This window comes from Parasphingopyxis sp., assembly GCF_052168295.1.
GTDB lineage: Bacteria > Pseudomonadota > Alphaproteobacteria > Sphingomonadales > Sphingomonadaceae > Parasphingopyxis.
The window spans coordinates 16,606-29,693 of the sequence record NZ_JBQLZN010000005.1 but is presented as its reverse complement, the minus strand read 5'-3'; the positions used below and the strand labels follow the sequence as shown (position 1 = coordinate 29,693).

The window sequence follows — 13,088 nt, the reverse complement described above, 5'->3', positions numbered from 1 at the left end:
TGGGAGGTCGGGAGGGGGAGAGGGCCGGTGCCGCGCTCGACCGCTAGGTCGAGTCTGACAAAAGACTCTAAGGCGCCGTAACCTCGGGCCGCGCTTCGGCGAGCAGCAGCGCAAACTGCCCCGCTTCGTCCGTCCATTCGCGCGTTACCGTCCAGCCGCCGGCGCGCAGCAGGATGCGGGCGTCGCGCGGGCCGTATTTGTGGCTGTTCTCGGTATGGATCGTCTCGCCTTCGGCCATAGCGAAATCGCGCCCGGCCACCGAGAATTCCACGTCGCGTACCGCTTCGATATGCATCTCGATCCGGGCGAGCATGTCGTTCCACACCGCCTTGTGGCGAAATGCGTCCAAAGGAATATCGCCGTCCAGCTCGCGATCGATCCGTTCGAGCAGGTTGAGATTGAACGCCGCCGTCACGCCCGCCGCATCGTCATAGGCGCGCACGAGCACATCCTCGTCCTTGATCCGGTCCATGCCGATCAGCAGCATCGCACCCGTCCCCAGCGTCTCCTTCATCGCGCGCAGGAAATCGACGGCATGCGGCGGCGTGAAATTGCCGATCGTCGAGCCCGGAAAGAAACCGAGCTTGGGCAAATCGGCAATCGCCGCGGGCAACGGCACGGGATGGGTGAAATCGGCTTCGACCGGGTGGACCGGCAGATCGGGAAAATCGGCGCTCAGCGCGTCCGCGGACTCCCGCAGAAACTCGCCGGAGATATCGATCGGCACATAGGCGGCGGGGGAAATCGCATTCAGCAGTAAGGGGGTCTTCGCCGACGAGCCCGAACCGAATTCGACAACCGCCTGCCCGCCGCCGATCGCGTCGCCGATCGCGGCCGACTGCTCATCGAGAATCGAGCGCTCGATCCGGGTCGGATAATATTCGGGGAGCTCGGTGATCTCCTCGAACAGTTCCGAGCCGCGCAGGTCGTAAAACCAGCGCGCCGGAATCGCCCGCGGCCGCATTTCCAGCCCGGCGAGCACATCCCGGCGAAAGGCGGGGTCGACGCCCGCATCGGTTTCGGTATCGGCCATGTCAGAGATCCCGTGCGAGGCGCAGTCCGGCGAATTGCCAGCGCATGTGCGGATAGAAGAAGTTGCGATAGCTGGCCCGGCTATGGCCGCGCGGCGTGGCGCAGCTCGCACCCTTCAGCACATACTGGCCGACCATGAACTTGCCGTTATATTCGCCGACCGCGCCTTCGGCCGCGCGGAAACCGGGATGCGGCTGATAGGCGCTGGCCGTCCATTCCCAGACATCGCCGAACATCTGGCGCAGGCCCTTGGCCGGGCGCACGGCTTCGGGCCGCGGTTCCGCGGCTGCATCGAGCTGATTCCCCGCATCGCTGTCGATCGGCGCAGCGGCGGCTTCCCATTCCGCTTCGGTCGGCAACCGATAGCCGGTCCAGCGGGCGAAGGCGTCCGCCTCATAGTAACTCACATGACAGACCGGCGAGTGCGGATCGAGCTGCTGCGCGCCGGCGAGGCCGAAGCGATACCATTCCCCCTCGTCGCCCGTGCGCCAGTAGAGCGGCGCGGCGATCTTGTTCTCCTGCACCCATGTCCAGCCATCGGAGAGCCAGAGCGCAGGGTCCGCATAGCCGCCATCCTCGATAAAGGCAGCCCATTCGCCGTTGGTGACCAGCCGGTCGGCCAGCGCATGCGGGTTGAGATAGACTTTGTGCCGCGGCCCCTCGCAATCGAAGGCGAAACCCGCGCCATCGCAGCCGATCTCCGCTTCCCCGCTACGGCCCTCGATCCAGCCCAGTTCGCCCGCCGCGTCCACCGGATCGGACTGCCGCACCGGGAACATGGCCGGTTCCAGCGGGTTTTCCGCGAAGAGATGCTGGATATCCATGAGCAGCAATTCCTGATGCTGCTGCTCATGGTTGAGCCCGAGTTCGATCAGCGTCCGCGCCTCGGCATCGAGATCGGGCAGCGCGGCGAGCAGCGCATCGTCGACGTGCGCGCGATAGGCGCGGACCTCGTCGAGCGTCGGCCGGGTGATCATGCCGCGCCGCGCGCGCAGCTGCCGCTCGCCCTCGGCCTCGTAATAGCTGTTGAAGAGGAACGGCCATTCGGCGTCGAACAGTTCGTAGCCATCGACATGATCGCGCAGCACGAAGGTTTCGAAGAACCAGCTCTCATGCGCGAGATGCCATTTGGCCGGCGAGGCATCGGTCATCGACTGAACGGTCGCGTCGGCATCGGACAGCGGCGCGGCGAGGTCTTCGCTCAGTTGGCGGACTGACCTGTACGCAGACGCCAGATCGTCTTGCGTCGCATCGGCGTGCGACAGGCTATCGTCGAGCATGGACGGGCTCATAAACGCCTCCGCTTTCAGGGGCCGGAGTTTCGCTGCCGGAAAGTACCGCAATCCGTTCGCGCGCGATAGCGGCCGAGCGCTCGAACAGAGCCTTGAGCCCTTCGCGGATCGATGCGGGGATATTGGGCCGATCGAAATCGAGCGCCGTATAGTCGCGCGCCACCGCGTCGAGATCGAGCGCGTCCAGCGCATCGCGGCAGGCCTCGAGCACTCTGCCCGACCAGCCGCGCCGCTCGGCAAGCCGCATGAACAGCGCCGCCTCGCGCGCTTGGCCGATACATTCGAACGGGAGCTGGTCTTCGAGCCCGACGAGCTGGCGATAGGTGAAGATATTGTCGTCGCGGTCGAGCAAATTCACATCGCCGAACGTCGCGATCATCGTCTCGCGGTCGAGAAACGCCGCATAGCCAAGCCAGACATAGAGGCATTTGGGGCACGACAGGCACCAGGGCTTGGCGACGTTGCAGCTATGCGTATCGGGCACCGCATCCTCGGCGCCGGTCAGCGCGGCGAAAATCACCACGTCGTAGACCGGTTTCAGGATGCTGAAATAATCGAAATCGGCGATCAGATGGTCGCGGATATAGCTGTTGAGCAGCGCTTCGGCCGCGAAGGACTTGCCCCATTGATGGTTGATATCCTCGCCGTTCCATTCGACCTGACCGGTATCGGCGCTGCGTTCGTGCGCGAGGCAGATATAGCGATGGCCGTGCGCGAGCACGATGGGCAGCGCGGCGAAGATCGAACTCGGCGTCTCGGCCGCGGTGATATAGTCGACACCGAAATCGGGGCGAAGCTCGGTAACCGGCACGTCGAGAAACTGGTCGCTGACCCATTGCTTGTGGCGGCGCGCCGGCGTGCCATGGTCGAGCAGCCGGTCGATCAGCGCGTGCTGTTCCGGCGCGGTGCCGTAAAAAGAGGCCGAATAGCCGAGGCTGTCATAGCGGACGTTAAGATCGCCGAGCAGGGTCAGCGTCAACAGGCTGTCCTTGCCGCCGCCGCAAAAGGCGAGATAGCGATCGTCGGGCAGGTCGCGCGTCACGGGCGCCGCCGTCGGCGCGGCGGGCTCGGGCAGCGCCGGCACGCGATAGTCCGTGATCCGGTTTTCGTAGCGCCATTGCGCCCAGACATTCTCGAACACGCTCGCCCAGAGCCGGTTGAAATCGGCATCGGCGAAATGGCTGTAATCGCCCCAGTCGATCCGCGCGGGTTTGAGGCTCGCCACCTTGTTCATCTCGAAAGCGGCGACGTGAAAGCCGAGACGCTCAACGAAGCTATCGCCGAACCGCGCGCGCAGATCGTCGAAATCGACGCTGTCGTACCAGATGGCGGTCGCGAAGGAGAGGTCGGCGATCCGATAGCGCGCTTCGACCGCATTTTTTGCGATGGTGACATCGGCGAGCAGAAGCGTGGTGTCGGAGGTCGGCATGAACCCTTCTTACGATGGGGAGGGCGGCTTATGTATCTGGCGTACCATGGCTAATCAACCGGTTGCGCCCGGTTCCCACAAGATATCGCCGCCATTGGCCTCGTTGATCGCGCGGGCCATCACGAACAGGTGATCGGATAGCCGGTTCACATAGGCAAGCGCCTGCGGGTTGATCCGGTTGTCGGTCGCGGCGGCGACGGCCATGCGTTCGGCCCGGCGGACGACGGCCCTTGCCAGCATGATTCCGGCCGCCACCGGATCGCCGCCCGGCAGGATGAAGCTGGCCAGCGGCTCCAGGGCCGCGTTCATTTCGTCCATCTCGGTTTCGAGCCGCGTGACCTGACCGGCCGTGATCCGGAGTGTCATCTCCGACGGCGCGAAATCGTCATCCTCGGCGGCGGGCGTCGCCAGATCGGCGCCGAGATCGAACAGCTCGTTCTGGATGCGCGCTAGCATGGCGCGATAGGGTTCGGCCGGCCCCTGCGCCATTACGACGCCGAGCGCGCTGTTCGCCTCGTCGACATCGCCGATCGCCGCCATGCGCGCATCGGCTTTCGAAATGCGCGAGCCGTCTACGAGCCCTGTCAGGCCGTCATCGCCCGTGCGCGTGTAGATTTTGGTGAGTTTGACCATGATCGTCAGACCTTCGCTGTGATCAGACGTGCAAAATTCAACGCGTCAGCAGCAACAGCAGCACGACGATGGCAACGGCCACGCCCTGCATGATGATGCGGCCCTGCATCGCCTTGTTCTGCTTCATGCCGGACCGGTTGGGACCCTCGCCCATCAGATCGGCCTCGGTCGTCTTCAAAAAGGCGACGATGCCGCGGATGAGGAAAAATACGGTCGCCGCCATGGCCGCGATCAGGAGGACGGTGAGAAATATCTGCATGGCGGCAATGTAGGCCTGTGGGGCGCTAAATCCACCCTGAACTTTGGCCGGGGTCCGCGGTTGCGCTTATCCGGCCGGTTCGAGACGCGCGATATCGGGCGGATCGGCGCGCAACGCCGCGCATATCTCTTCCGCCGTAACGCCCGCCTCGCGCAGCGCCGCGAGCGAGCGGGCATCGTCCCGCTTCGCGAGCCGCTTGCCGCTCTCGTCCGCGATCAGGCCATGGTGGCGATAGCGTGGCACAGGCAGGTCGAGCAGATGCTGCAACAACCGGTGGATATGGGTCGCCGGGAACAGGTCAGACCCGCGCACGATATCGGTGATCCCCTGTGCCGCATCGTCGACGGTGACGGCGAGATGATAGGAGGTCGGCACATCCTTGCGGGCCAGCACGACATCGCCATGGATTCCGGGCTGCGCCTCGACTTCGCCCGCTTCGGCATCGGTCCAAGAGAGCGGCCCGGCCAGCGCCGCAGCGCGCGTCATGTCGATCCGCCAGGCATGCGGTTCGTCGGCAAGCCGGCGTTCACGCGCCGCCTCATCGAGCCGGCGGCAGGTGCCCGGATAGAGCGGGCCATCGGGGCCATGGGGCGCGCTCGCGCTCGCGGCGATCTCCACGGCAATCTCCTTGCGCGTGCAGAAACAGGGATAGACCAGGTCGCGCGACCGCAACTCGTCGAGCGCGTCGCGATAGACCTCGAACCGGTCCGACTGCCGCATCGGCGCCTCATCCCACGCGATGCCGAGCCAGCCGAGATCCGCTTCGATCGCGTCATAATATTCCGCGCGCACCCGCCCCGTATCGATATCCTCGAAGCGCAGCAGGAAGGCGCCGCTCGCCGCCTGCGCCGCGTCGAACGCCATCAGCGCCGAATAGGCATGGCCGAGATGGAGCCGCCCGGTCGGGCTGGGCGCAAAACGTGTCGTGAAGGACTCACTCATCCGCAAAATCCTCAACCCGGCTCTTGACCGCGAGTCGCGGCTGGTGTTGTCATCATCGCGTCACGTTAATCTGTCTAATGGCGTGGCAACAGATGGAAGAGCCGGAATGCCGGTCTCTTTCGTCCTGAGTGCGACAGGTCGAAGGGCGCTGGCTTTGCGGTTCGCAGAGCTGGAGACAAGTCGGCCAATGTATCATCCCGATCTTATCCGCCATCCCGATAGCTGCCCGGCGCTCGTGCTCAACGCCGACTATACGCCGCTATCCTATTATCCGCTGAGCCTGTGGCCCTGGCAGACAGCGATCAAGGCGATGTTCCTCGAGCGCGTCAATGTCGTCGAAAATTACGAGCGCGAAGTGCACAGCGCATCGCTGACGATGAAGATCCCGAGCGTCATCGCGCTCAAACAATATGTGCGGCCGAGCGAATATCCGGCCTTCACCCGGTTCAACCTGTTCCTGCGCGATCATTTCACCTGCCAATATTGCGGGCGGCCGGACGACCTTACCTTCGACCATGTCGTCCCGCGGCGCCTCGGCGGGAAAACGACCTGGCAGAATGTCGCCACCGCCTGCGCGCCGTGCAACCTCAAAAAGGGCGGGCGCACCCCGAAACAGGCGAATATGCGCCTCACGGTACCGCCGCACCGCCCGACGACCTGGCAGTTGCAACAGCATGGCAAGCAGTTCCCGCCCAACTATCTGCACGAAAGCTGGCGCGACTGGCTATATTGGGATGTCGAGCTGGAGGAGTAATAGACCTTATCGCTTGCGCCTGCCGCGCGTTGCGGCGTGAAAGTCCGGCGGTTTGTTCGCAAGCCAGGCCACAAATTTCTCAATCTCCGAATCTGACCGTATCGCAACCGCATCCGCGCCGATGCGTGCGAGCTCGGCATTGGTGAAATGGCGATGGATCGTCCGGTGGCAGATCGGATGCACCGGCACGCGATCGCGTCCGCCCTTCGATTTCGGAACCGGATGATGCCACTCGATGCGGCGGCCCAGCGGCCTTTCGCAAAGGAAGCAACGCGTCGGCGGTTCGCTCACTCGACCGGGGTTACGGTCACGAACACCGAAAGGCCGGGCGCGGGATCGTCGGGTATCGTACTCGCATTCACCCGCTGCGCGTCGGCTCGCCCCCGGTTGGAGATCGCCTGGGGCACGCCGGGCGCCAGATAGAGCGTATCCGCGCGGCCGAGGAGCAGCGTCTCGCCAATCGTCAGGTCATGCGGATCGGCCGAGCGCAGCTGGACGATCTCGAACTGATCCTTGCCCGCCGGACCGTCGTCATCGCCGTCGATCCAGGCATCGACGTCGCGCGGCACATGCGGGGCCAGCGGATCGAGCGGGCCGCCTTCGTCGAGCGCGGCATCGATGGCGCGCCGCCGCGCATCGCCGTCCGGCCATTTCGCCTTGATATCGGGACGCTTGTCGCGCAGCCGCCGGGCGATGGCACCGAGCCGCGCGGGCAAAATCTGTTCGAGCCGCTGACGCAGCGATTTCGCCATGCCGGCCGATGCGCCGCCCGTACCGATCGCCACGATCACCGGATCGCGATCGACGATCGCCGGCAGCGTGAAATCGCACAATTTCGGCCGGTCGACCGCATTTACGAGAATGCCTCGCGCCTTGAGCCGGTCGACCGCCGCCTCTGCCGCTTCGTCGTCTTCCAGCGCGACGACCGCCAAGGCGGCCGTTTCGTCCTCATCGACGATTTCGGCACCCGCGCGCTCGAGTATCCGGCGCTTGGCATCCGCCGCCTCGCCCTCGCCCAGCAGGATGACCGGGCGGTTGAGCAGGCGGATGAAGATCGGCAGATTCTGCATCGCGGAGACCCATAGCAGGCGGACGGGAACTGGCGAAGCGCTTTATCGCACCCCATTCAGCCTGTGTTCGGTACGATCGGGGACGCTGCTCTAGCTGCGCGAACGTTCCGGCCGGCGGTCTCCGCGCGAAGCGACTTCCGGTTCGTCCCGCTCGTTCCGGCGGGCAAGCGCCGCGCCCGGTTCGACCTCGAGCAGGTTGGCGAGCGTCGCGCGGAAACGTTGCAGCTCCTCGCCGGTGATCCGCGCCTGCCGGGTAAAGCTGACCGACCGCGGGTCGACCTTCTGCCCGTTGCGGATCAGCTCATAATGGAGATGCGGGCCGGTCGACATGCCTGTCGAGCCGACATAGCCGATGATCTGGCCCTGGGTGACGCGCGATCCGTTGCGCGCGACGATCCGGCTCATATGGGCATAGGCGGTCTGGATGCCGCTGCCATGGTTGATCCGGACATAATTGCCATAGCCGCGATTGCGGCCGGAATAGTTGACGGTGCCCGAAGCGGCCGCGCGGATCGGCGTCCCCGTCGGCGCGGCGATATCGAGGCCCGTATGCATGCGGCGATAGCCGAGGATCGGATGGCGGCGATAGCCGAAACCCGAACTCAGCCGGCCATTGACCGGCATCAGCATCTGTCCGGTCTGCTGGCCGACGCCCGAGGCTTCGAACCATTGATCCTCGCCATTGACCGACCAGCGCAGGAGCTGCGTCTCGCGCTCGCCGCGTTCGAGGCCGGCATAGATCAGCCGCCCGGTTTCCGTCTCCCCGGTTTCGGCGCGGCGATGCTCGACGATGATATCGAATGTCGCATCCGCGCCGATATCGCGGTTGACCGACAGCCGCGTGCCGATGGCGCGCAGATATTCCTGGATCGCTGCCGGCGGCGCACCGGCGGCGCGCGCCGAGCGATAAAGGCTGGAGCCGACCCGGCCGCGGATCCTGAGCGGCGTATCGTCGACCGCGATCGGAATTTCGTTGAGCCGCAGCGCTCCGTCGACGCGCGCAACTTCGAGCTTCAGATCGAAACGCGCGCGGAAGGCGATTTCGTCGACCGGCCGGGGCACCGTGCGGTTGGGGCGGCGGCCGAGCACGATCGACATGACCGTACCGGGGCGGATATCGGACATCGGCACCGCGCCCGAGATCATCGCTTCAAGCTCGGCGGCTTCGCCGGGCGACACGCCGGCGCGCTGCAGCACGCGGTCGAGACCATCGCCGCGGCCCAGCGTCGCGGTCAGTTCGATACGGGGGCGCTCGGGCGTTCCCGCGAGCGGCTCGACCGCTTCGGTCGCGGCCATGCGGCGGCCGGTATCGCCGCCCAGCGCGAGCGGCGTGATCGCCTGCGCGCGCGCCTCGTCCCATTCGGCCTCGTCCATCGGTTCGGCCACCGTCGGAATGGCCTCGACGCTCGGCGCGAGCAGAAAGGTCGTAACGCACAATGCGGCGCAAGTCGCCGCGCCGCGCCACCAGGTCTTGCTGCCGACCTGGGCGCCGAGATCGACGATCAGGTCGAGATCGCGCCAGCGCGCCGTCGATGCATTTCCGGCCAGCGACTGGCGGAATTGCGATGCGCCGGAGGCCGCCTTGTCCGGCGCCTTCGCGGACAGGACGGAATCGAAGGAAAGCGCGGCTGTCCCGCTCCCCTGACTGCCTTCAAATTCGTTGCGTTGATACAAACCGACCCCGCTTGTCGCCTGATTTCACCCGGGCGTATCTCCGGTCCGACCGTTGTGGTTAAAAAGCGTTAAAGTCAAATTAAGCCGCGGCCAGTCGAATCGTCGATGCGGCGAACCGTGATCGACCGGCGATGGGCCGAATCGCCGCGCATTTCCATGGCCTTCCGGGTTGCACCGGCGCGCCGCATCCCCGATGTTGAAGCCATGAGCAATTTTGCCCGCGCACCGCTCGCCGCCGTGCTCGGACCGACCAACACCGGCAAGACGCATCTCGCGGTCGAGCGCATGATGGGCCATGCGAGCGGCATGATCGGCTTTCCGCTGCGCCTGCTCGCGCGCGAAGTCTATGATCGCGTGGTCGCGGCCAAGGGGCCCGAAAGCGTCGCCCTGATCACCGGCGAAGAGAAGATCGTGCCGGAAGGCGCGCGCTGGTTCCTCTGCACGGCGGAATCGATGCCGCGCGAACGCGACACGGCTTTCGTCGCGATCGACGAGGCGCAGCTCGGCGCGGACCCGGAGCGCGGCCATGTCTTCACCGACCGGCTCCTCCACATGCGCGGCCGCGAGGAAACGATGATCCTGGGTTCGGACAGTCTGCGGCCGATGCTCGGCGCGCTCGTCCCCGATGCGGACATCATCTCGCGGCCGCGCTTTTCGACGCTCTCCTATGCGGGACCGAAGAAGCTCTCGCGCCTGCCGCCGCGCTCGGCCATCGTCGCGTTCAGCGCCGAGGAAGTCTATGCGGTCGCCGAGATGCTGCGGCGCTTGCGCGGCGGCGCGGCGGTGGTGATGGGCGCGCTTTCCCCGCGCACCCGCAACGCGCAGGTCGCGATGTTCCAGGCCGGCGAGGTCGACTATCTGGTCGCGACCGATGCGATCGGCATGGGGCTCAATATGGATGTCCATCATGTCGCCTTCGCTTCGCTCAGAAAGTTCGACGGGCGGCGGCGCCGGCGACTCCATGTCCACGAGATGGCGCAGATCGCCGGACGCGCCGGGCGGCACCAGCGGGACGGGACGTTCGGCACGCTGGGGCTGGAAGGCGCGGAGCATGCCAGTTTCACCGCTGAGGAGATCGAGCGGATCGAGGCACATGAATTTCCCGCGCTGCGCCAGCTCTACTGGCGCGACGGTGACCCCCGCTGCGATACGATCGACACGCTGATCGCGGACCTGGAGGCGAAGCCGGAAGACGATGTGCTGCGCGCGCCGCCCGAGACGGTCGACCTCGCGGTGTTGAAAAGCCTAGCGGCCGAACCCTGGGTCCGCGAGCGCGCGGCCGATCCCGCCATGGTCGAGCGGCTCTGGGCCGCCTGCGGCCTGCCCGATTTCCGCAAGACCGGCGCGGACGGCCATGCCCGGCTCGTCGGCCGGTTGTTCCGGCATCTGTCCGAAGGCGAAGGCCATATCCCGCATGCCGTGTTCGCGCAGGAAGTCAGCGCGCTCGAAAATCTCTCCGGCGATGTCGAGACGCTGGCCGGGCGGCTCGCCGCGATCCGCATCTGGGCCTATGTCGCGCACCGCGCCGACTGGCTCGCCGATCCCGAAAAGGGCGCGGATCGCGCCGCCGCGATCGAACAGCGCCTGTCCGACGCATTGCACGACAGCCTGACGCAGCGCTTCGTCGACCGGCGCACGACGATATTGATGCGCGATATCGGCGCGAAGGGCGAAGAGGCGCTGCCCGTCCGCGTCGATGGCGACGGCGTCGTGACGGTGGACGACGAACCGATCGGGACGATTTCCGGTTTCCGCTTCACCGTGGATGCGGGCACCAACCATGCGGACACCAAGCGGTTGTTGGCGGCCGCGGAACGCCGGCTCGGCGGCGAATGGGCCGAACGCACGGCAGCGCTCATCGCCGATAGCGACGAGGCCTTCGCGCTGATGACCGAGCCCGGCAAGCGGGTGCACATCGCCTGGAACGGGGAAATCGTCGCGCGGCTCGAACCGGGAACGACCTTGCTCGCGCCCGCCATCGCGCTCGACAAGAGTCTCGGCGGATTGACCGGCGACCAGCGCGGGCGGATCGCGCTGCGGCTGCAGGCGTGGCTCGACCGGGCGACCGGGCGCGCACTCGGCCCGTTGCGCAAGATCGAAACCGTACTCGGCGCGGCGAAGACGGCACCCGCGATCCGCGCGCTGCTGGCGCCGCTCGTCGAGGCCGGCGGGGTGCTGCCGCGCAAATCTGCGCTCGGCCCGCTCGCCGCGCTCGACAAGGAGCAGCGCCACCGGATCGGACGGCTCGGCCTGACGATCGGCGCGCTCGACATCTTCCATGCGAAGCTGCTCAAGCCCGAAGCGATGCGCTGGCGGCTGGCGCTCGCGGCGGTGGCAGACGGAAAGCGCATGCCCGAATTGCCGCCGGCCGGCGCGACCCTGCTTCCCGAACCCAAGGGCAAGACGCTCGCCGCATGGCGCACGGCCGGGTTTCGCGGCTTTGCCGGGCAGATGCTCCGGATCGACATGGCCGAGCGCGTGGCCCGCGCCGCCCATGACGCGCGCGACGGCAAGAAACCGTTCGCGCCCGATCCCGCGCTCGCTACCTCGCTGGGCCTGAGCGACGCAGCGCTCGCAAGGCTGATGCAGGCGCTCGGCTTTCAGCCGGCCGAAGGCGAAGCGGAGCCCGCGCAATGGGTGTGGCGCGGCCGCCGCGCGCCCAGGGCCAAGCGCCGCAAGCCCGCGCCCGGTAATGCCTTCGCCAAGCTCGCCGAACTCGATTTCGGCAAGGGCGGCGGATGAGCGAAGACGGGCTCCGGATCGACAAGTTTCTCTGGTTCGCGCGCCTCGCCCGCACGCGCAGCCTCGACCGCAAGATTGCCGAGAAGGGCCATATCCGCTGCGCCGGCCGCCGGATCGACCGTGCCCATGCCGTGGTGCGCGTCGGCGATGTGCTGAGCGTGCCCTTGCCGGGCGGCGTGCGCGTCGTCCGGATCGAGTCCCTGCCCGAGCGCCGCGTACCGGCGAAGCTGGTAGAAGAGATTTACCGGCCCGTAGAAAGCATCGCCGACAACAGGCGTTGACGCGGGCGTCATCTCATGGCTAGCAGAATCCCGCGCACCAGTGAGGAGAGCCGCGCCCATGACCTATGTCGTCACCGATGCCTGCATCAAATGCAAATATATGGATTGCGTCGAAGTCTGTCCGGTGGACTGTTTCTACGAAGGCGAGAATATGCTCGTCATCCATCCGGCCGAGTGCATCGATTGCGGCGTGTGCGAACCCGAATGCCCGGCCGAGGCGATCCTGCCCGACACCGAGCCCGACCAGGAAAAATGGCTCGAGCTCAACGCCAAATTCTCCGAAGAATGGCCGAACATCACGCAAAGCCGCGACGCGCCCGCCGATGCCGACGAGCATAAGGGCGAAGAGGGCAAATATGAGAAATATTTCTCGCCGGAACCCGGCGAGGGGGATTGAGATAACGGCGCTCCAGAACCGGCGTTAGTGTCAACAAGCAGTTTTCCAAGTAGAGGCGCTGGCATAGTTTTGTCGGACCTTCGCTGACGCTCAGGCGCGGCACCGGCCCGCTCCCCCTCCCGACCTCCCAATCATTGTACCCTGTGGGAGGTCGGGAGGGGGAGCGGGCTGGTGCCGCGATTTTCCGACAGGAAAATTCTGACGAACTAAGTCCGGTGCCGCGCTCAACCGTCAGGTTGAGTCTGACAAATAGCGCCCGCCATAAATCGGTAACAGCCATGCGCCATGCTCTTGCGGACCGCACGACCGGGAGACAATCATGGCCACCAATCGCGACGTCACCAAAAGCTATTCCGACAGCCAGCATATCGAGAAGCTCGAGCGGCTTGTCGCCTGCATGAAGGAAGGCAAAGCGTTCGAGATCCAAATCGACAACGAGCGTATTCGCGTTCCCGAGCGGGCCGAATTCTCGATCGAGCATGAGCGCGGCGACGGGATGGAAGAGCTCGAATTCCAGTTTCGCTGGACCATGGAAGACTGACGCCGACCGCCCATCCGACATCCGACCCGATGCCGCGCGCGC

Annotated in this window: 14 protein-coding genes; 5 read left to right on the top strand and 9 right to left on the bottom strand. The window is 65.9% G+C overall.

Annotation, left to right across the window (positions count from 1 at the left end; translation table 11 throughout):
* Nucleotides 1-67: 67 nt before the first annotated feature.
* From egtD to gluQRS, 6 genes are all read right to left on the bottom strand, one after another.
* Nucleotides 68-1,033, bottom strand: coding sequence for an L-histidine N(alpha)-methyltransferase (gene egtD / locus ACTS1Z_RS00990; protein WP_442622565.1), 966 nt, complete (start codon nucleotides 1,031-1,033; stop codon nucleotides 68-70).
* 1 nt (nucleotide 1,034) lies between these two features.
* A complete protein-coding gene (gene egtB, locus ACTS1Z_RS00985) occupies nucleotides 1,035-2,312 on the bottom strand; it encodes an ergothioneine biosynthesis protein EgtB (RefSeq protein ID WP_442622564.1) in 1,278 nt (425 codons plus the stop codon).
* The gene (locus ACTS1Z_RS00980; protein WP_442622563.1) at nucleotides 2,299-3,753 is read right to left on the bottom strand and encodes a hypothetical protein; all 1,455 of its coding nucleotides are present in this window, start codon (nucleotides 3,751-3,753) and stop codon (nucleotides 2,299-2,301) included. The genes egtB and ACTS1Z_RS00980 overlap by 14 nt, the downstream gene beginning before the upstream one ends.
* A 54-nt stretch (nucleotides 3,754-3,807) precedes the next feature.
* Nucleotides 3,808-4,386, bottom strand: coding sequence for a cob(I)yrinic acid a,c-diamide adenosyltransferase (locus ACTS1Z_RS00975; protein WP_442622562.1), 579 nt, complete (start codon nucleotides 4,384-4,386; stop codon nucleotides 3,808-3,810).
* Nucleotides 4,387-4,423: 37 nt separating this feature from the next.
* Entirely contained in the window at nucleotides 4,424-4,645 is a 222-nt protein-coding gene (locus ACTS1Z_RS00970; protein ID WP_442622561.1) for a twin transmembrane helix small protein, read from the bottom strand.
* Between the two features lie 66 nt (nucleotides 4,646-4,711).
* Nucleotides 4,712-5,587 (bottom strand): tRNA glutamyl-Q(34) synthetase GluQRS, encoded by an 876-nt coding sequence (gene gluQRS, locus ACTS1Z_RS00965; RefSeq protein ID WP_442622560.1) that lies wholly within the window; start codon nucleotides 5,585-5,587, stop codon nucleotides 4,712-4,714.
* Nucleotides 5,588-5,774: 187 nt separating this feature from the next.
* Between gluQRS and ACTS1Z_RS00960 the strand changes: the two genes are divergently transcribed.
* Nucleotides 5,775-6,341, top strand: coding sequence for an HNH endonuclease (locus tag ACTS1Z_RS00960; protein ID WP_442622559.1), 567 nt, complete (start codon nucleotides 5,775-5,777; stop codon nucleotides 6,339-6,341).
* A gap of 6 nt (nucleotides 6,342-6,347) precedes the next feature.
* On the opposite strand, the gene ACTS1Z_RS00955 is transcribed toward ACTS1Z_RS00960, so the two are convergent.
* The 3 genes from ACTS1Z_RS00955 to ACTS1Z_RS00945 form a co-directional block, all read right to left on the bottom strand.
* Nucleotides 6,348-6,632, bottom strand: coding sequence for an HNH endonuclease (locus ACTS1Z_RS00955; RefSeq protein ID WP_442622558.1), 285 nt, complete (start codon nucleotides 6,630-6,632; stop codon nucleotides 6,348-6,350).
* Nucleotides 6,629-7,411 (bottom strand): precorrin-2 dehydrogenase/sirohydrochlorin ferrochelatase family protein, encoded by a 783-nt coding sequence (locus ACTS1Z_RS00950; RefSeq protein ID WP_442622557.1) that lies wholly within the window; start codon nucleotides 7,409-7,411, stop codon nucleotides 6,629-6,631. Before ACTS1Z_RS00950 ends, ACTS1Z_RS00955 begins: the two co-directional genes overlap by 4 nt.
* 90 nt (nucleotides 7,412-7,501) lie before the next feature.
* Nucleotides 7,502-9,085 carry a M23 family metallopeptidase gene (locus ACTS1Z_RS00945; RefSeq protein ID WP_442622556.1) on the bottom strand — a complete coding sequence of 528 codons (1,584 nt, stop codon included), beginning with the start codon at nucleotides 9,083-9,085 and terminating at the stop codon, nucleotides 7,502-7,504.
* A 204-nt stretch (nucleotides 9,086-9,289) separates the two neighbouring features.
* On the opposite strand from ACTS1Z_RS00945, the gene ACTS1Z_RS00940 reads away from it, so the two are divergent.
* The 4 genes from ACTS1Z_RS00940 to ACTS1Z_RS00925 all read left to right on the top strand — a co-directional run bounded on the left by ACTS1Z_RS00940 (nucleotide 9,290) and on the right by ACTS1Z_RS00925 (nucleotide 13,046).
* Nucleotides 9,290-11,827, top strand: coding sequence for a helicase-related protein (locus ACTS1Z_RS00940; protein ID WP_442622567.1), 2,538 nt, complete (start codon nucleotides 9,290-9,292; stop codon nucleotides 11,825-11,827).
* A complete protein-coding gene (locus tag ACTS1Z_RS00935) occupies nucleotides 11,824-12,108 on the top strand; it encodes a S4 domain-containing protein (RefSeq protein WP_442622555.1) in 285 nt (94 codons plus the stop codon). The genes ACTS1Z_RS00940 and ACTS1Z_RS00935 overlap by 4 nt, the downstream gene beginning before the upstream one ends.
* A gap of 58 nt (nucleotides 12,109-12,166) precedes the next feature.
* On the top strand, nucleotides 12,167-12,505 hold the full coding sequence (gene fdxA / locus ACTS1Z_RS00930; protein ID WP_442622554.1) for a ferredoxin FdxA: 339 nt from the start codon (nucleotides 12,167-12,169) through the stop codon (nucleotides 12,503-12,505).
* Between the two features lie 319 nt (nucleotides 12,506-12,824).
* Nucleotides 12,825-13,046 carry an amphi-Trp domain-containing protein gene (locus ACTS1Z_RS00925; RefSeq protein ID WP_442622553.1) on the top strand — a complete coding sequence of 74 codons (222 nt, stop codon included), beginning with the start codon at nucleotides 12,825-12,827 and terminating at the stop codon, nucleotides 13,044-13,046.
* Nucleotides 13,047-13,088 lie beyond the last annotated feature (42 nt).

Bases quoted from the DNA above. Each gene is read 5' to 3' on its own strand.
- egtD (WP_442622565.1), bottom strand. From the start codon at position 1,033: ATGGCCGATACCGAAACCGATGCGGGCGTCGACCCCGCCTTTCGCCGG.
- egtB (WP_442622564.1), bottom strand. From the start codon at position 2,312: ATGCTCGACGATAGCCTGTCGCACGCCGATGCGACGCAAGACGATCTG.
- ACTS1Z_RS00980 (WP_442622563.1), bottom strand. From the start codon at position 3,753: ATGCCGACCTCCGACACCACGCTTCTGCTCGCCGATGTCACCATCGCA.
- ACTS1Z_RS00975 (WP_442622562.1), bottom strand. From the start codon at position 4,386: ATGGTCAAACTCACCAAAATCTACACGCGCACGGGCGATGACGGCCTG.
- ACTS1Z_RS00970 (WP_442622561.1), bottom strand. From the start codon at position 4,645: ATGCAGATATTTCTCACCGTCCTCCTGATCGCGGCCATGGCGGCGACC.
- gluQRS (WP_442622560.1), bottom strand. From the start codon at position 5,587: ATGAGTGAGTCCTTCACGACACGTTTTGCGCCCAGCCCGACCGGGCGG.
- ACTS1Z_RS00960 (WP_442622559.1), top strand. From the start codon at position 5,775: ATGTATCATCCCGATCTTATCCGCCATCCCGATAGCTGCCCGGCGCTC.
- ACTS1Z_RS00950 (WP_442622557.1), bottom strand. From the start codon at position 7,411: ATGCAGAATCTGCCGATCTTCATCCGCCTGCTCAACCGCCCGGTCATC.
- ACTS1Z_RS00940 (WP_442622567.1), top strand. From the start codon at position 9,290: ATGAGCAATTTTGCCCGCGCACCGCTCGCCGCCGTGCTCGGACCGACC.
- ACTS1Z_RS00935 (WP_442622555.1), top strand. From the start codon at position 11,824: ATGAGCGAAGACGGGCTCCGGATCGACAAGTTTCTCTGGTTCGCGCGC.
- fdxA (WP_442622554.1), top strand. From the start codon at position 12,167: ATGACCTATGTCGTCACCGATGCCTGCATCAAATGCAAATATATGGAT.
- ACTS1Z_RS00925 (WP_442622553.1), top strand. From the start codon at position 12,825: ATGGCCACCAATCGCGACGTCACCAAAAGCTATTCCGACAGCCAGCAT.